This window comes from Gordonia iterans, assembly GCF_002993285.1.
In the GTDB taxonomy this organism is placed as follows: Bacteria; Actinomycetota; Actinomycetes; order Mycobacteriales; family Mycobacteriaceae; genus Gordonia; species Gordonia iterans.
The window spans coordinates 3,304,959-3,320,623 of record NZ_CP027433.1 but is presented as its reverse complement, the minus strand read 5'-3'; the positions used below and the strand labels follow the sequence as shown (position 1 = coordinate 3,320,623).

Below are 15,665 nucleotides of genomic sequence, written 5' to 3'. Positions count from 1 at the left end.
GAACTCCCCACCGACCGGGTCAGTCGCGGGGGCGGGGTTCCAGGATCAGCAGCGGGATCTCGCGGTCGGTGTTGCGCTGGTAGCCTTCGTATCCCCGATAGGCCTTCACCACCGCGGGCCACAGCTCGGCGCGCTCGGCGGCCGAGGCGGCTCGCGCGCGCATCGGCCGGGTGACGCCCTCCACCGTGACGTCGACATCCGGGGTGGCGATCGCGTTCTTGAACCAGTCCGGATGATCGGAGTGTCCGCCCTTGGACGCGACGACGACGATCCGGTCGTCGTCGTGAACCGGAGCGGTCAGCAGGGTCGCGAACTTCCGCCCCGATTTCCGGCCGACGGTGTGGAGTTCGACAGGCAGCATGCCCATCACCGACGTGGGGAAGCGGCCGCCGGTCAGGGCGAGCAGGGTGCGGTGCCCGTGTTCCAGCACCCACGCGCCGGCTTCGGCGGCGAAATCCGGTGTACGCATGTCTGCCGAGCGTACGCGCCGCCGGGTGGCTGGGGAACCCCGTCGGACCTGCGGCGTCGCCGATGCGGCGGATGGATGCAAGAACGGCCCCTGGCCGATGACGGATCGTCATCGGCCAGGGGCCGTCGCTCCCGAGGGCTGCGAGAGGGTCCTGTCAGGACTTGCCGGCCAGCTCGTCGTCCAGGCGCAGGATGCCGGGGCCGTCCTCGTTGATCAGCTTGGCGCGACCGAGGATCTCGCGCACGGTGGCCTCTTCCTCGACCTGCTCGGCGATGAACCAGTCGATGGTCGGACGCGAGTCGACGTCGCCGGTCTCCTGGCCGAGGCGGAACAGGTTGCGGATCGACTCGGACACCTTCTCCTCGGCCTCGAGGGCCACCTCGAAGGCTTCGGCGACGGTGTTGATCTTGATCGACGGCATGTGGATGTCGCCGATGACCGGGTGGTTGTCCCGATCGGTCAGATGGTTGATCAGCCGGTCGGCGTGGGTGATCTCTTCGGCGGCATGGCCCATCATCCAGGAAGCGATGCCGGGCAGATCCTTCAATTCGAACTCGATCGCCAGCTGGCGGTACAGCATGGACGACTCGAACTCCATCGTGATCTGCTTGTTAAAAGCGGTCTCGAGTTCTTCGTTCATCTTCATGCCGTCGAGGTTATCCACCTTTTCTCCTTTGTGCTAGCAAGTGATGTCTTACCTAAACCCGCCCTGAGCAGCGGTTATGTAGCAATCCTAGCCTAATTGAGGCAAGCCTGCATTGCCTTTGTCTGGGTGGTTTCCGGTACCTGGAGAACGGCGATTATCAGGAATCCCGGGAGTGTAGGGAAACGGTCACCCGGAGGCGGACAACGACGAGATCACCTCGCCGGCCGCACGCTCGCCGGCTGCGATGGCGCCTTCGATGTAGCTGTAGCCGGGCTTGGACTCAGAGCGCTCCGTCCCGGCCCAGTGGATCCGGGCGGCCGGAGCGTGCGGCAGCGGCACGTGTCCGGCGCGCGTCCCGGGTGCGGGCAGCGTCATGTAACCGCCGCCCGCGAAGTCGTCGAGGTGCCAGGACCTCTCGTGCCAGTCGACGGGGGCGGCGACTTGCTCGCCGAGGAGCGGCACCAGCCGGTTCAGCAGCAGATCACGGCGTGCCTGCGGCGTCAGGTCGTCGAGTGCATGCGCGTCCGGCCCGCCGACCAGCAGACACAGGTGGCCGGGACCATCCGGCGACGACGAGTCGAAGGTGGCCACGCCGGGCGCGTCGAGCAGGACGAACTCGGCGTGACCGCCGGTTGCCGAGGTCTCCTTTCGCCAGAACGGGTCCGGGTACACGGCGATGGCCTTGTAGACCGAGCCCATGGCGGTGGCGCCGATCGCGGCCTGCTGTTCGTCGGGCAGCGGCGGGGTGAACTCGACGCCGTCGAGCATCGGCGCCGGGACCGTGACCACGACCCGCGCTGCGCGGATGGATCCGGTCGTCGTCTCGACCGTCACGCCCTCGCCGTCGTCAGCGATCGCCGTCACGCGGGTGTCGAGCCGAATCCGGTCCGGACGATCGCGGGTGAGCTGCGCGGCCAGTCGCTCGGGCAACTCGCCGGCTCCTTCCGCGATGAGCGAGTCCTGCGCGCCGCCGCGGGTGCGGAGCATGGAGTTCAGGCCGCCGAGGGCCGAGATCACGCCGGTCAGTCCGTCCATCGAGAGCCTGTCGGGGGCGCCGGTCGTCGCCACTTCGATCAGCACCTCGAGCAACCGGCGCGCGCCTGCCGACGGGAGGCGGTCGATCGCCGAGCGCACCGTTCCCGTCGTGGGGAACGGCAGCCGTGCGGCCGACTCGGCGGCCAGCACGGCCGCGCCCGCGGCGAGGACGGTGGGCGAGGCAATGGGAAGCACCTGGCCTGCGCGGTCGACGATCACCGGGGTCTTCGGTGTGTGCATCTGGAACCGCGTCGTGCCGAGTTCGTCGGCGAGGTCCGTGAAGCGGCGGTGGCCTGCGCCGATCCATTGGCCGCCCAGGTCCAGCCGGGAGCCGAGGGCGGACGTCCGTGTCAGCATCCGGCCGCCCACTCGGTCGGCGGCCTCGACCACGACGACCTCCAGGCCCGCGCGTACGAGCTGGCGCGCGGCGACGAGCCCGGACATGCCGGCGCCGACCACCACGACCTGCGCCGCGGTCATCGGGCGCCGTCCAGGATCGCCTCGGTGGCACGGTGTCCGGAACGGATCGCTCCGTCCATGTAGCCGTTCCGCACGTCGGACGTCTCCGCGCCAGCCCAGTGGATCCGGCCGATCGGGGCGGCCAGTGCCTTGCCGTACTGCGTCCACACCCCGGCGCCGAGTCGACCCCCGTAGCAGCCGCGGGCCTCCAGGACCCGGACGGTCTGCCCCGCCCGAGTCAGTCGCCGCGCTGCGCTGAGACCGGCGAGGCCGGCTCCGACGACGATCGTGTCCACGTGTGCCATATCCGGCTCCCTCGGCTGGGCTTTCGTTTACAGTCATACAACTGACTGAGATGTCGCGTAGAGCACCCTTCTCTCCGCGGGCAACGAATCCGGGTCGAGACGAGGGTGCCCGGCACCGTCAACTCGTTCTGGCACCCTCAGCTGGGGGTGCCAGAACGAGGCGGGGGTGCCCGGCACCCTGGCCTCGGCTCGGACAGGCGGAGTCAGGCGGCCGGGAGATCAGGGATCGGGCGCATCAGGTGTTTCCGCGAATCAGGTGTGCAGCGGACGGGGACGCGGGGCGGCGAAGGCGACGAGCATGTCGATGACGGTGTCCAGATCGGATTCGGCGCGCCGGTCGTCCGGATCGCACACGTACTGCAGGATGAGGCCGTCGATGCTCGCGACAATGATGCGCCCGAGTTGCTCGAAGGGGATCGCGCACTCTTCATCGGCGCTCTCGGCGGCCTCGCGGCACCAGCCGGCGATGGTCTCGGTGTACGACGCGTACTGCCAGCGAGCGAGATCCTGCTGACCGGGCTCGCGGAGGGAATACGTGGTGAGCTCGAACTGCATGATCTGCAGGTCGCGGTTCGCGGCGAGCCGGGACCAGAATGCACGAATCCCGTGCCGCATGCCGTACTCCAGGCCGCGTCCCCCTAGGGCCGAGGAGTCGACGACCTCGGCGATTTCGCCGACCACGTCCTCGATCACGGTGCGCAGCAGCTTCTCGCGCGTGGGAAAGACGTACTGCAGGGTGCCGAGGGGCACACCGCCCTCGGCGGCGACGCCCCGCAGCGACGTCCGGTTGACGCCCTCGCGGGAGAGAATCCGGCGCGCCGCAGCGATCAGCTGCTTCGAGCGCACTGACGCCTCGACGCGGGCCATGGTGGACCTCCCTCTCCGCGGCACCGCCTGCGCTGCGCGACGGACCGTGCGATACCGAGATGTCAGCCTACTGACCGGCGCGCTCGCGTGTCCCTCAGCGCCGGCGAGGGTGTCGACCGACTGCGCGCGGGGAAGCCGGGGCGGCGGATGATTTCGACTCGCTGCGCTCGCTCAATCATCGAGGGGAGGCGTAGCGCTCGCTCAGTCATCGAAGGGGCGGCGTGGCGCTCGCCCAGTCATCGAAGGGGCGGCGGATGATTTCGACTCGCTGCGCTCGCTCAATCATCGAGGGGGCTGCTTTCGCTCAATCATCGAAGGGGACGCGCTCGCTTAATCATCGAAGGGGCGGCCGCGTACGCTGAGCGCCGTGACCTTGGAGATCGCGACGCAAGTCGCTCTGATCGCCGCCGGTGTCCTGCTGCTCTGGGCGCTGCTGCTCGGCGTGTGGAAGTTCGTGGAGATCACCCGCAGTCCGGTCGGGCAGGCGCACGTCTACGTCGACATCGCTCACCGCGCGGCGCTGATGTACTCGTTCGCCGCGGTGCTGCTCGCGGCGCTGGTGCAGTTCAGCGCCTGGCCGTCGTGGGTGAACGTGACCGCGCTGACGGTGATCCTGGTGTTCTTCGTGGGCGCGATCGCGTCGTACTGTCTGCACGGCTGGCGCAAGGACACGACGAACCAGTTCCACCCGCGCGACACCGGGCTGATCGCCTCGACCGTCGCCCTGATCGTGGGCGAGGTCGGCGGCACTGCGGTGATCCTGGCCGGCTTCGTCGTGGAACAGGCGCGGACCTGGAGCTGACGCCCGCGCAGTCGCGGCCCCGCCCCGCGGTCAGCCGAGCGAGTACACCCGGTTCGGAACCGATACGGTGGCGTCCCAGTCGAACTCCCGCCGCATCCGCATGCGCAGCGACTCGGCCGCTTGCGGCTCGCCGTGCACGATGAAGCTGTGGGACGGGCCGTGTGTGAAGCCGCGCATCCAGCGGATCAACTCGTCACAATCGGCGTGCGCGGAGAACATGTGCAGATCCTCGACGTGGGCGTGGACCGGCACCCACTCGCCGTACAGCCGCAGGAAGCGGGCGCCGTCGGCCAGTGAGCGGCCGCGCGTCCCCACCGACTGGTAGCCGGCCAGCACGATGGTGGTGCGGGGGTCGGCCGCGAAGGCGGCCAGGTGGTGCAGGACTCGGCCGCCGGTCGCCATGCCGCTGGCCGACAGCACGATCTTCGGCGAGCGGTCGGCGGAGATCGCCTTGGACTCCTCCGGATCGCGCGTGTACTTCGCGATCGCGAACATCTCGTCAGTGAGCGCCGGATCGAGCTTGTGCTGGTCGGGGAAGCTGGGCAGCAGTTCGCCGGCGTTGATCGCCATCGGGGAGTCGACGTAGATCGGGACGTCCGGCACCGTGCCGGCGCGCCGCAGCTGCCAGAGGTAATAGAGGATCATCTGGGTGCGGCCGACGGCGAACGCGGGGATCAGCACGGTGCCGCCGCGCGCGATGCCTTCGGCGACCACCCGCTGGATCGCCTCCAGCGGCGAGGCCTGGTCTCGGGCCCGGTCGCCGTAGGTCGACTCGGTGACCAGCACGTCGGCGGCCTCGATCGGTTCGGGATCGAACATCAGGGGGTCGTCGTACCGTCCGAGGTCGCCGGTGAAGGCGACGGTCTTGCCGGCCCAGGCGACCGTGACGGTGGCGGCGCCGAGGATGTGTCCGGCGCCGCGGAAGGTCACCTCGACGCCGGGCAGCGGCGTGAACGGCGTGTGCGGCGGATACGTCTGGAAGCGGGCGAGGGTCGCGGTGACGTCGTCGCCGGTGTACAGGGGGAGTGCAGGCTGGTGCTTGGTGGCCTTGCGCTTATTGAGGAAGTCGGCGTCGCGTTCCTGGATGTGGGCGCTGTCGCGCAGAATGATCTCGGCCACCGCGCGGGTGGCCGGGGTGCAGTACACGGTTCCGGCGAAGCCGTCACGCACCAGGCGTGGCAGGTAGCCGGTGTGGTCGAGGTGCGCGTGGGTCAGGACAACGGCGTCGACGCTGTCCGCCGGGACCGGGAGCGGCCGCCAGTTCGCCTCGCGCAGGTTCTTGATTCCCTGGAACAGTCCGCAGTCGACCATCAGCGTCCGTCCGCCGGACTGCAGCAGGTGCTTGGAGCCGGTCACCGTGCCGGCGCCGCCGAGTGAGGTCAGGGTGAGTCCGGACATGGGCTCAGCCTAGGGTATGTCTCCCACACGCCTCAGTCCGACGATGCGAGGTCTGCCGTGGCGATCCCGTGGCGCTCGCGGTGATCCGATGTAGCCGAAAATCAGCCTCCCGCAAAAAGAGTGCTGTCTATTGGTTCCTGGGGAACCAATAGACAGCACTCGAGTGCGCTGCCGGGCCGGCCGGCGCGGGACTTAGGAGTACAGCAGCCCGCCGCAGGACGGCCAGGCGCCGACGCCCTGGCTCACGAGGGTGTTCTCCGCGACGCGGATCTGCTCGGAGCGGCTGTTCAGGTGCGGCATCCCGGAGCCGCCGTTGGCCTGCCAGGTCGGCAGCGAGAACTGCAGGCCGCCGTAGTAGCCGTTGCCGGTGTTGATGGACCAGTTGCCGCCGGACTCGCACTGGGCGACGGCGTCCCAGTTGTGGCCGGGGGCGGCCGAGGCGGTGGCGGCCACAGCGCTCAGCGGGGCGATCGTCACGGCGCCGGCGAGGGCGGTGCGGATGGCGAGCTTCTTGATGCTCATGGTCGTATTCCTCCTTCTCTCGCCCCTCGATGTCACGGGGCGATGTCGGACCGCGGTCGACGGTACGGCCTGCAAAGGCAAAGGTCACGCGCGATTCTGTGACTGCCGACACAGCATGCTTGCTGTTGCAAGCGGTCATTTCCGGGCGTTGCCGCTGGTCATCGGCGAGGCTGGCCGTGATCATTCCGTGACCTATCGGGAGGGAGAATGTGGGGCACCACACACCCGCAAAGTGACCTCGCGCACCCGATCGGCTCGGCTAGCGTGAGCCCGTGGGCGCATATCTCGACGAATTCACCAGAAGCAACGACGATCCCGAGGGCTTCTGGCTCGACGCCGCGCAGGCGATCGACTGGATACGCCCGCCGGACCGGGCGCTCGACGACGCGAACCCGCCGATCTACCGGTGGTTTCCCGGCGCCACCCTGAACACGTCGTACAACGCTCTCGACCGTCACGTCGCCGCCGGCCGCGGAGATCAGCCCGCGCTGATCTGGGACTCGGCGATGACCGGGCAGCAGCGCACCTACACCTACGCGGAACTGCTCGACGAGGTCGCCGCCTTCGCCGGAGCGCTGGCCGCGCGGGGAGTCGGCAAGGGCGACCGCGTCGTCGTCTATCTCCCGATGATCCCCGAGGCCGTCGTCGCCATGCTCGCGTGCGCCCGTATCGGCGCCGTGCACTCGGTGGTCTTCGGCGGATTCGCCGCGCCGGAACTGGCCGCCCGCATCGACGACGCCGAGCCGGTCGCCGTGATCACCGCGTCCGGCGGCCTGGAACCCGGCCGGACCGTCGAGTACCTGCCGATCGTCGAGACCGCTCTGGAGCTGGCGTCGTCGTCGCCGTCGACCGTGATCGTGAAGGACCGCGCCGAGGTGGCCGGCAGTGCCGCCGATCACGGTTGGCTGGACTGGGATCAGACAGTCGCCGGGGCCGAACCCGTCGCGCCGGTCGAGGTGGCCGCCACCGACCCGCTGTACATCCTCTACACGTCCGGAACCACCGGGAAGCCCAAGGGCGTGGTCCGCGACAACGGCGGTCACGCGGTGGCGCTGGCCTGGTCGATGACGAACATCTACGACATCTCGCCCGGCGAGGTCTGGTGGAGCGCGTCCGACGTCGGCTGGGTGGTCGGGCACTCGTACATCGTCTACGGGCCGCTGTTGGCCGGCGCGACGACCGTGGTCTACGAGGGCAAACCGGTCGGCACCCCGGACGCCGGGGCGTTCTGGCGGGTGATCTCCGAGCACGGCGTGGTCGCGTTGTTCACCGCGCCGACCGCGATCAGGGCCATCCGCAAGGCGGACCCCGAGGCCGCCGAACTGGCGAAGTACCCCATGCCGTCGTTCCGGACGCTGTTCACCGCCGGCGAGCGCCTCGATCCCGACACCTTCTTCTGGGCGGGCGAGAAGCTGGGCGTGCCCGTCGTCGACCACTGGTGGCAGACCGAGACCGGCTGGTCGATCGTGGCCAATCTGCGCGGCCTGGAAGCGATGGAGATCAAGGCCGGATCGCCGTCGGTGCCGGTGCCCGGCTATCGGGTCGAGGTGGTCGACGGCGAGGGCGCGCCCGTGCCGGCCGGCGCCGAGGGCAACATCGTCGTGCGGCTGCCGCTGCCGCCCGGCACGCTCGCCGGGCTCTGGCGCGACGAGGAGCGCTACCGGTCGTCGTACCTGAACGCGTTCCCCGGCTACTACCTGACCGGCGACTCCGGCTACGTCGACTCCGACGGTTATGTGTTCGTCCTGGGCCGGTCCGACGACGTCATCAACGTCGCCGGTCACCGACTGTCCACCGGGAGCATCGAGGCGGTGATCGCCGGTCATCCGGCGGTGGCCGAGTGTGCCGTCGTCGGCATCAGGGACGACCTCAAGGGCCAGCGGCCCAGCGGCTATGTGGTGCTGAAGGCGGGCGTGGAGATCGGCGACGACGAACTGCGCGCCGATCTGGTGAAGCGCGTGCGGGAGGAGATCGGCGCGGTGGCCACCTTCCGCGACGTGACCGTGGTGCAGGCGCTGCCCAAGACGCGCTCGGGCAAGATCCTGCGCAAGACGATGCGGCAGATCGTCGACGGCGACGAGTACGCGGTCCCCTCGACGATCGAGGACCCCGCGGTGCTCGCCGCCCTCGCGGAGCAGTTGGCGCCGAAGGAGTAGCCTCGCTCCCTGAGTCTGTCGAAGGGTTACCGCTATCCGAGGATCCCCGGGCGCAGCAGAGTGCGCATGGCGAGCACGATCTCTTCGTCGGTGATCGAGGATTCCCGGGCGCGTTCGACGATGACGGCGTTCACTGCACCGATGTAGGCAGACCACTGCAGGGGCGTGGCTGTGCCGAGGGACAGGCCTCGCTCGGTGCCGGCCTGCACGGCGGTCTGGAGCAGCTCGCCCCAACCGGCGCGGCGGGCGTGTCGGTACTCCTCGAGCGCCGGGCTGACGCCCACCACCTCGACGAAGGCGATCCGGATGCGGCGCGGGTCGTCGTAGGCGGCGAGGAAGGCGCGCACGCCGGCGTCGAGGACGTCGTCGAGGTCGTCGCCGGCCCCGATCCGCTCCAGGACCACGGTGGCCACCGCTTCCATCGCGTGGTCCTGGATCTGGTCGTAGAGCGCGCGCAGCAGGTGCTCGCGGTCGGTGAACTCCTGGTAGAACTGGCGGCTGGACAGCCGGGCGGCGCGGCAGATCTGTGGCACGGGCGTCGCCGCATAGCCGACGGTGCCGAACAGTTCCACGGCGGCCGCCAGGAAGCGCGCCCGGCGATCCTTGGCTCTCTCGGCCACCGACAGGCCCCCGTAGACGCGGTCATCGCTCACGACGACCAGGCTACGGGGGCCGGCGGCGCGGGCTACTTCCCGCGTCCGATCTGCTCCCCGAACAGGCCGGCGATCACCGTGCCGACGGTGCCGGCGAACGTCGGCCACCAGCGCGCGTCGGTGGCCATGGTGAGCTCGTCGCGGGTGGTGCACCCCGGTTCGGCGGACTCGCCGTCGAGCCGGTCGCCGAGCCAGAGCAGCGCGAGCGGTGCGCCGGCGATCTCGGCGACGAGGTGCTCGGAGAGGTGGTCGCGGGTGTATCGCACCCGGGCGGCGGGGTCGCGGCAGTAGGTCCGCACAAGAGCGTCCGTCTGACTCGCCGGGACGATCTGGTCGTGCCGACTCTGCCAGATGTACATCGGCATGTCCGGTACGCGCTGGCCCATACGGGTCTCGCGGAGGACCCGTTTGACGGCGGGTGCGTCGGTCGGGTCGCCCGGCCATCGCAGGAAGCCCTTGTTGTTCAGGAACGGGAAGACGGCCGTCTGGTGCTGAACGCACAGCGGGCTCTTCAGCGCCATCACGACCTTTCCCTCGGCGTTGGTGTGCCGGTCGAGGAAGCGCTGGAAGTACGGGTACTCACGGCCCAGGCCCATCACGGCGGCCAGGATCAGACCGCTGGTGAGGTTGTTCTGCGCGGCCTCGAGCACCACTTTCAGGTCTGCGGGCACGCCGCCTGCGGCGGCGCCCACGATGTTCAGTTCGGGCGCGTAGACCTGCTTGAGCTCGGCCGCGTGACCGGTGACGATGGCGCCGCCGGAGTAGCCGTACATGCCCATGGGGGACTTCTCGTCGAGTCCGAGCGGCGCGAACCGTTTCGCGGCGCGCAGCCCGTCGAGGGTGATCCGCGCGCCGAGCGGGCCGGCGGCGTAGGCGTGCTTGGGGCCCTGGTGGTCGGGCAGCGCCACGGCCCAGCCCTGAGCCAGCATGCCCTGGGCGATCAACAGCTCGGCCGGCACCACGATCTGTCCGGCCAGTGCTCCGGCGGACCACTGCTGAACCGCATACGACGTCGAGCAGTACCCGGCCAGCGAGTCTTCCGCCAGCTGCATCGACACGATCTTGCGCGGGCCGGTGGTGCCGCCGCGCGGTGTGAGCAGGGTCGTGACCGCGGCGACGGGCTCACCGCGGCTGTCGGTGGACCGGTACGACAGCTGCCAGGCGTCGACGTTGATCGGCACCACCCCGAAGTTGGCGGCGGTGATTCGCCGGGCGGCGAGGATCTCGCCGGGTTCGGCGGCGGCGACGACCCGGCGCGGCGGCTCGTAGAAGCGCGGGTCGAGCTCCTGGGGCAGCGGCACCGCGGGCGCCGGGGCGATCTTGACCGGCTGGTGGGCGGGCGACGCGGGCTCGGCCGCGGCATGCGGTGCGAGCAGTCCGGCGGTGACCGCGGCGGCGGCCCCGACCGCCGTCGCCGCGATGAGACGGAGTTTCACGGAAATCGACTCCCTTGAGGACGTGGGTGAAACGCTGGGCTGTGATTGAGTGAAACATTGGTGTTTCACTGTGACGGACCATACACATGCTCGGTGGTGAGTGCAATCGGGGGATCCGGTCCGAGCGCAAGGTGCGCAGACGACGGCGTCCCGCCCTCCGAAATGGAGAGCGGGACGCCGTCGTCGAACGTTTCAGCGGGTCATTTGAGCTCGGCGCTGGTCTTGCCCAGCACGCGGCGGGCGATGATCAGCTGCTGGATCTGCTGGGTGCCCTCGAAGATGTCGAGGATCTTCGAGTCGCGGGCCCACTTCTCCAACAGCGTGCGCTCGGAGTAGCCCAGCGTGCCGGCCAGTTCGACGGCCTTGTTGGTCACGTCGGTGCCGGTGCGGCCGGCCTTGGCCTTGCTCATCGAGGCTTCCAGTGAGTTGGGCATCTTGTTGTCGGCCATCCACCCGGCGCGCAGGGTGTGCAGGTAGCCGGCCTCCCAGTCGGACTCCAGACGGATGAACTCGGCGACGGCGGCCGGCTGGTCGGCGGCGGGGCGGTCGTAGTCGATCTCCAGGCCGGCCTCCTCCAGCAGTCGGCGCAGTTCTTCCAGCGATGCCCGCGCGACGCCCACCGCCATCGCGCCCACGAGCGGACGCGTGTTGTCGAAGGTCTGCATCACCCCGCCGAAGCCCTTCTGGACGTCCACCTCGGGCGAGCCCAGGATGTTGTCCTTCGGGATGCGGCAGTTCTCGAAGCGGATCACCGCGGTGTCGCTGGCGCGGATACCGAGCTTCTCTTCGAGACGTTCGACGGTCACGCCCGGGTGCTCGCGCGGGACCACGAAGCTCTTGATCGCGGCCCGGCCGAGGCTCTTGTCCACGGTCGCCCAGACCACGATGTGGGTGGCGCGGGAGCCCGCGGTGACGAAGATCTTCTCACCGTTGATCACGTACTCGTCGCCGTCGAGCTGCGCGGTGGTGGTGACCGCGGCCGAGTCCGAGCCGAAGCTGGGCTCGGTGATCGCCATCGCGGCCCACACCTTGCCGAAGCGCTCGAGCTGCTCGTCGGTGGACACCGCGGCGATCGCCGAGTTGCCCAGGCCCTGGTAGGGGATGGTCAGCATCAGACCGACGTCGCCGTACGAGGCCCACAGCGAGTTGAGGATCGCCGACATGTTGCCGCCGTTGGCGACGTAGCCGTCGGGGCGCTCCTTCTTCTCGTCGCCGCGACCGCCGGCGGCGCCGGCGCCTGCCGCGCCGGCGTCGGCGAGACCGTCGTACAGCGCGGCGAGGGTGTCGAGCTCGACCGGGTACTCGTGCTCGGCGAGGTCGTACTTGCGGGAGATCGGCCGGAACACCTGCAGGGCGGCCTGCTTGGCCTGGTCGATGTTGGCTTCGAACTTCTTGGGGAGTTCAAGATTGATAGGCATGGTTGCATTCGCTCCTTGTCGAAAGGCTGGTCGCGTCAGAGGACGACGACGCCCTCGCCGATGCCGGCGCCACGCAGATCGCGGTACCAGCGCTCCACCGGGTGCTCCTTGGTGAAGCCGTGGCCGCCGAGCAGCTGGATGCCGTCCAGGCCGATCTGCAGGCCCTTGTCGATGGTCAGCTTGCGGGCCAGCGCCGCCTCGCGGGCGAAGGAGAGCCCCTGCTCGGCGCGCGAGGCGCCGCGCAGCGTCACCAGCCGGATCGAGTCGACCTCGGTGGCCATGGTGGCGACCATGAAGGCCACCGCCTGGCGGTTGGAGATCGGTTCGCCGAAGGCCTCGCGCTCGTTGACGTAGGGCACCACGTAGTCCAGGACGGCCTTGCCGGTGCCGGCGGCCAGCGCCGACCAGCCCAGCCGCGACAGGCGCACGACGTCGCTGTAGGCGTCGACCGCGGAGTCGGCGGCATCATTCGGCCCGCTCGCTCCGCTCCCGGCGCCGGGCTCCGCGCCGAGGATCGCGTGGGCCGGTACGGAGACCTTGTCCAGGATCAGGCGGCCCATGCCCGCGGCCCGCAGACCCATGCCCGGATCGGCCTCGACCGACAGGCCCTGCGTGTCGGATTCGACGATGAACAGCGCGGGCCGGCCGTCGAGCATCGCACCGACCAGGAACAGCTCGGCGTCGCCGGCGTTCGGCACGAAGCTCTTCACGCCGTCCAGGCGGTAGCCGCTGGGCACACGGGTGGCCTTGGTGCGCAGGTTGAACGCGTCGAACAGCGGCCACGGCTCGGCGACGACGACGGCGGAGACCGGGACCGACTCGCCGGCGAAGTCGGGCAGGTAGGTCTGCTGCTGCGCGTCGCTGCCGAAGTTGGTGAGGGTGGTGGCCACGCCGCTCGGCGCGAGCAGCGGGACGGCCAGACCCATGTCGCCGTAGGCCATGGCCTCGGCGACCAGTGCGTTGGTCACCACGCCGCGGTCAGACGCGGCGCCGTCGAACGCCTCCGGGACGTTGATCATCGTGATGCCGAGCTCGGCGGAGCGGCCGAGGATCTCGGCGGGGGCGCTCGCGGCGTTGTCGGCGTCGTAGGCGGCCGGTCGCAGGATCTCGGTGGCGAAGTCGCGGACGGTCTCGGCGATCATCGCCTGCTCCTCGTCCGGATTCAGGTTGAAGTAGCCCTTCGGCTGCACGGCCGGGCGCTGCGGGTCGCCGCCCCCGGGCTTCTGCGTGAACGCGCGGTTCGCGGCGCCCAGGCTCTTGAAGCCGGTCTTGGTGGCCTCGTAGGCGACGCGGTTGAGCGGCTCGCGCAGCTTGTACTTGTCGGCGAACTCCGAGCCGGTGACGGCGGTGAGGACGCGCATCGCGGCGCCGATGGGACTGCGCTTGTGCTGCTCGGAGCCGACGGAATTGGTGTCCTTGCTGGCGGTCTTACTGGTCATGGCCTGCATTCTCTCGACGTCGAAGGTGAGTGGAACTGTCCAGGCGGAATCTTACTCCGCGGTAAGAACAGACCTTACTCCGCGGTAAGGAGCTTGTCACGTGGCACCATGAGGATATGTTGGTGACGTCCTACGGCCACTCCTGCGTCCTCGTCGAACTCGCCGGTTCCCGGATCCTCTTCGACCCGGGGAACCTCTCGTCCGGCTTCGAGGAGACGACCGGCCTCGACGCCATCCTGATCACCCACCAGCACCCCGACCACGCCGACGTCGCCAAGCTGCCGGCACTGGTCGCCGCCAATCCGGACGCGGTGCGATACGCAGACCCGTCGACCGCCACGATCCTGAACGACGACGGGTCGGCGGGGCAGTGGTCGGTGCTGGCGCCGGGACGGCGCTTCGCGCTCGGCGCGGTCACGGTCCGCGGCACCGGCGGACGGCACGCGGTGATCCACCCGGACATCCCGGTGGTCGACAACACCGCGTACATCCTCGATGCCCCGGACCGGCCGGCGGCGTTCCTGCACCCCGGCGACAGCCTCTACATCCCGTTCGAGAAGATCGACGTCCTCGCGCTGCCGGCGGCGGCGCCCTGGATGAAGCTGAGCGAGTCCGTCGACTACTTGCGCGGCGCCGGTCCACGCGCGGCGTTCCCCATCCATCAGGGGATTCAGTCCGACGCCGGACGCGCCATCCACAACGGGAGGATCGCCGAGATGGCACCGGCGGGCACCGAGTTCGTCGTCATCGAGCCGGGCTTCACCCGGGAGTTCTGACGCGGGGGTTTCGACTGCGCTCAACCAGCGAGGTTTCGACTTCGCTCAACCAGCGAGAAGTCGACCAGCGAGATCGAGTCCGCTACCTCAGCGCGTCGAGCGCCGCGTCGTGCAGGAGCCCGTTGGAGGCGACGGCGCTGCCGCCCGCGGGGCCCGGGGTGCCGTCGAGTGAGGTGAAGCGGCCGCCCGCCTCGCGCACCAGGACGTCCAGCGGCGCCAGATCCCACAGCGAGACCTCCGGCTCGGCGGCGACGTCCACCGCGCCCTCGGCCACCAGGCAGTAATTCCAGAAGTCGCCGTAGCCGCGCACGCGCCAGACGGCATCGGTCAGGCCGACGAAGCGGTCGCGGATGCCGCGGTCGGCCCAGCCGGACAGGCTGGAGAAGGCCAGCGACGACGACCCGAGTGCACCCACCGAGGACACGCGCAAGCGGCGCGGAGCGCCGTCGTCGACCGTGGCGAAGGCCCCGGCCCCCGCGCTCGCCCACCAGCGGCGGTTCAGGGCGGGTGCGCTCACCACGCCGACGACCGGCACGCCGTCGACCAGCAGCGCGATCAGCGTGGCCCATACGGGTACGCCGCGCACGAAGTTCTTGGTGCCGTCGATGGGGTCGATCACCCACTGGCGGCCCGGGAGCGCCGCGTCACCGCCGAACTCCTCGCCGAGCACCGCGTCCCCGGGGCGCTCGACCTCCAGGCGCTCGCGCAGCAGTCGCTCGCACGCCAGGTCGGCGTCGGTGACCGGTGTCAGATCCGGCTTGTCGTCGATCTGCAGGTCGATCGCGCCGAAGCGTGCGGAGGTCAGCTCATCGGCGACATCGGCCAGGCTGCGGGCCAGCGCCAGATCGGCGTCGAGGTCGGCAGCGGCGAGGGGCGGGTTCACGAAAGACTAGGGTAGACCCCGTGGATACTCTCGTGACGATCGTGTTCATCCTGATCATCGGCGGCGCCCTCGCATCGTTCTTCATCGCACGCAATCGGCAGGCGGGCAGGGTGAGCGGCGCGGCCGGCTACGAGAACGGCGTCCTCACCGTCACCGGGGTGAGCGACGTCGGTGCGGCCGACAAGAACGGCCAGTCGTACGTCAGCGTGTCGGGCACGATCATCGGCGGGTCGACGGCGCCCACCGAGGTCTACGGCACCCTCGTCCTGGACGCCGGCCTCGACAAGCCGTACGTCGGTGAGGAGAAGGCCGTGGTGTACAAGCCGGGGAAGGTCGAGTCCACCTGGCGGTTCGGCACCTTGGACGTCTGAACCCCCGGCGGGTCGGTACGCTGGTCAGTT

General features: G+C 69.7%; 16 protein-coding genes. 4 read left to right on the top strand and 12 right to left on the bottom strand.

Features of this window, described 5'->3' with window-relative positions:
• Positions 1–19 precede the first annotated feature (19 nt).
• The 5 genes from C6V83_RS15305 to C6V83_RS15285 all read right to left on the bottom strand — a co-directional run bounded on the left by C6V83_RS15305 (position 20) and on the right by C6V83_RS15285 (position 3,781).
• Positions 20–469 (bottom strand): nitroreductase/quinone reductase family protein, encoded by a 450-nt coding sequence (locus C6V83_RS15305; protein WP_105943116.1) that lies wholly within the window; start codon positions 467–469, stop codon positions 20–22.
• 154 nt (positions 470–623) lie between these two features.
• Entirely contained in the window at positions 624–1,115 is a 492-nt protein-coding gene (locus C6V83_RS15300) for a ferritin (protein WP_105944003.1), read from the bottom strand.
• A 186-nt stretch (positions 1,116–1,301) separates the two neighbouring features.
• A complete protein-coding gene (locus tag C6V83_RS15295; RefSeq protein WP_105943115.1) occupies positions 1,302–2,630 on the bottom strand; it encodes a flavin monoamine oxidase family protein in 1,329 nt (442 codons plus the stop codon).
• The gene (locus C6V83_RS18960) at positions 2,627–2,914 is read right to left on the bottom strand and encodes an FAD-dependent oxidoreductase (RefSeq protein ID WP_267893958.1); all 288 of its coding nucleotides are present in this window, start codon (positions 2,912–2,914) and stop codon (positions 2,627–2,629) included. Before C6V83_RS18960 ends, C6V83_RS15295 begins: the two co-directional genes overlap by 4 nt.
• A gap of 252 nt (positions 2,915–3,166) precedes the next feature.
• Complete coding sequence (locus C6V83_RS15285) at positions 3,167–3,781, bottom strand: TetR/AcrR family transcriptional regulator (RefSeq protein WP_105943114.1); 615 nt, start codon at positions 3,779–3,781, stop codon at positions 3,167–3,169.
• Positions 3,782–4,148: 367 nt separating this feature from the next.
• On the opposite strand from C6V83_RS15285, the gene C6V83_RS15280 reads away from it, so the two are divergent.
• A complete protein-coding gene (locus C6V83_RS15280) occupies positions 4,149–4,583 on the top strand; it encodes a hypothetical protein (protein WP_105943113.1) in 435 nt (144 codons plus the stop codon).
• A 30-nt stretch (positions 4,584–4,613) separates the two neighbouring features.
• Here the strand turns inward: C6V83_RS15280 and C6V83_RS15275 are convergent, their stop codons facing one another.
• Together C6V83_RS15275 and C6V83_RS15270 are read right to left on the bottom strand one after the other, a co-directional pair.
• Complete coding sequence (locus C6V83_RS15275; protein ID WP_105943112.1) at positions 4,614–5,981, bottom strand: MBL fold metallo-hydrolase RNA specificity domain-containing protein; 1,368 nt, start codon at positions 5,979–5,981, stop codon at positions 4,614–4,616.
• A gap of 192 nt (positions 5,982–6,173) precedes the next feature.
• Complete coding sequence (locus C6V83_RS15270; RefSeq protein WP_105943111.1) at positions 6,174–6,503, bottom strand: transglycosylase family protein; 330 nt, start codon at positions 6,501–6,503, stop codon at positions 6,174–6,176.
• Positions 6,504–6,775: 272 nt separating this feature from the next.
• On the opposite strand from C6V83_RS15270, the gene C6V83_RS15265 reads away from it, so the two are divergent.
• Complete coding sequence (locus C6V83_RS15265; RefSeq protein WP_105943110.1) at positions 6,776–8,659, top strand: propionyl-CoA synthetase; 1,884 nt, start codon at positions 6,776–6,778, stop codon at positions 8,657–8,659.
• Between the two features lie 32 nt (positions 8,660–8,691).
• On the opposite strand, the gene C6V83_RS15260 is transcribed toward C6V83_RS15265, so the two are convergent.
• The 4 genes from C6V83_RS15260 to C6V83_RS15245 form a co-directional block, all read right to left on the bottom strand.
• Positions 8,692–9,312, bottom strand: a complete 621-nt coding sequence (locus tag C6V83_RS15260; RefSeq protein WP_105943109.1) for a TetR/AcrR family transcriptional regulator — start codon at positions 9,310–9,312, stop codon at positions 8,692–8,694.
• Positions 9,313–9,344: 32 nt separating this feature from the next.
• Entirely contained in the window at positions 9,345–10,748 is a 1,404-nt protein-coding gene (locus C6V83_RS15255; protein WP_199832534.1) for a lipase family protein, read from the bottom strand.
• A gap of 200 nt (positions 10,749–10,948) precedes the next feature.
• A complete protein-coding gene (locus C6V83_RS15250) occupies positions 10,949–12,166 on the bottom strand; it encodes an acyl-CoA dehydrogenase family protein (RefSeq protein WP_105943108.1) in 1,218 nt (405 codons plus the stop codon).
• A 35-nt stretch (positions 12,167–12,201) separates the two neighbouring features.
• Positions 12,202–13,605 carry an acyl-CoA dehydrogenase family protein gene (locus C6V83_RS15245; RefSeq protein WP_105944001.1) on the bottom strand — a complete coding sequence of 468 codons (1,404 nt, stop codon included), beginning with the start codon at positions 13,603–13,605 and terminating at the stop codon, positions 12,202–12,204.
• 116 nt (positions 13,606–13,721) lie between these two features.
• Between C6V83_RS15245 and C6V83_RS15240 the strand changes: the two genes are divergently transcribed.
• Entirely contained in the window at positions 13,722–14,381 is a 660-nt protein-coding gene (locus C6V83_RS15240; RefSeq protein ID WP_105943107.1) for an MBL fold metallo-hydrolase, read from the top strand.
• Positions 14,382–14,463: 82 nt separating this feature from the next.
• Here the strand turns inward: C6V83_RS15240 and hisN are convergent, their stop codons facing one another.
• Positions 14,464–15,264: a histidinol-phosphatase gene (gene hisN / locus C6V83_RS15235; RefSeq protein ID WP_105943106.1), complete on the bottom strand. Its 801-nt coding sequence runs from the start codon at positions 15,262–15,264 to the stop codon at positions 14,464–14,466.
• A gap of 20 nt (positions 15,265–15,284) precedes the next feature.
• On the opposite strand from hisN, the gene C6V83_RS15230 reads away from it, so the two are divergent.
• Complete coding sequence (locus C6V83_RS15230) at positions 15,285–15,635, top strand: hypothetical protein (RefSeq protein WP_105943105.1); 351 nt, start codon at positions 15,285–15,287, stop codon at positions 15,633–15,635.
• The last annotated feature ends 30 nt before the right edge of the window (positions 15,636–15,665 follow it).

Coding starts and splice junctions, on each gene's coding strand:
- C6V83_RS15305 (WP_105943116.1), bottom strand. CDS start 469: ATGCGTACACCGGATTTCGCCGCCGAAGCCGGCGCGTGGGTGCTGGAA.
- C6V83_RS15300 (WP_105944003.1), bottom strand. CDS start 1,115: ATGAAGATGAACGAAGAACTCGAGACCGCTTTTAACAAGCAGATCACG.
- C6V83_RS15295 (WP_105943115.1), bottom strand. CDS start 2,630: ATGACCGCGGCGCAGGTCGTGGTGGTCGGCGCCGGCATGTCCGGGCTC.
- C6V83_RS18960 (WP_267893958.1), bottom strand. CDS start 2,914: ATGGCACACGTGGACACGATCGTCGTCGGAGCCGGCCTCGCCGGTCTC.
- C6V83_RS15285 (WP_105943114.1), bottom strand. CDS start 3,781: ATGGCCCGCGTCGAGGCGTCAGTGCGCTCGAAGCAGCTGATCGCTGCG.
- C6V83_RS15275 (WP_105943112.1), bottom strand. CDS start 5,981: ATGTCCGGACTCACCCTGACCTCACTCGGCGGCGCCGGCACGGTGACC.
- C6V83_RS15270 (WP_105943111.1), bottom strand. CDS start 6,503: ATGAGCATCAAGAAGCTCGCCATCCGCACCGCCCTCGCCGGCGCCGTG.
- C6V83_RS15250 (WP_105943108.1), bottom strand. CDS start 12,166: ATGCCTATCAATCTTGAACTCCCCAAGAAGTTCGAAGCCAACATCGAC.
- C6V83_RS15245 (WP_105944001.1), bottom strand. CDS start 13,605: ATGACCAGTAAGACCGCCAGCAAGGACACCAATTCCGTCGGCTCCGAG.
- C6V83_RS15240 (WP_105943107.1), top strand. CDS start 13,722: ATGTTGGTGACGTCCTACGGCCACTCCTGCGTCCTCGTCGAACTCGCC.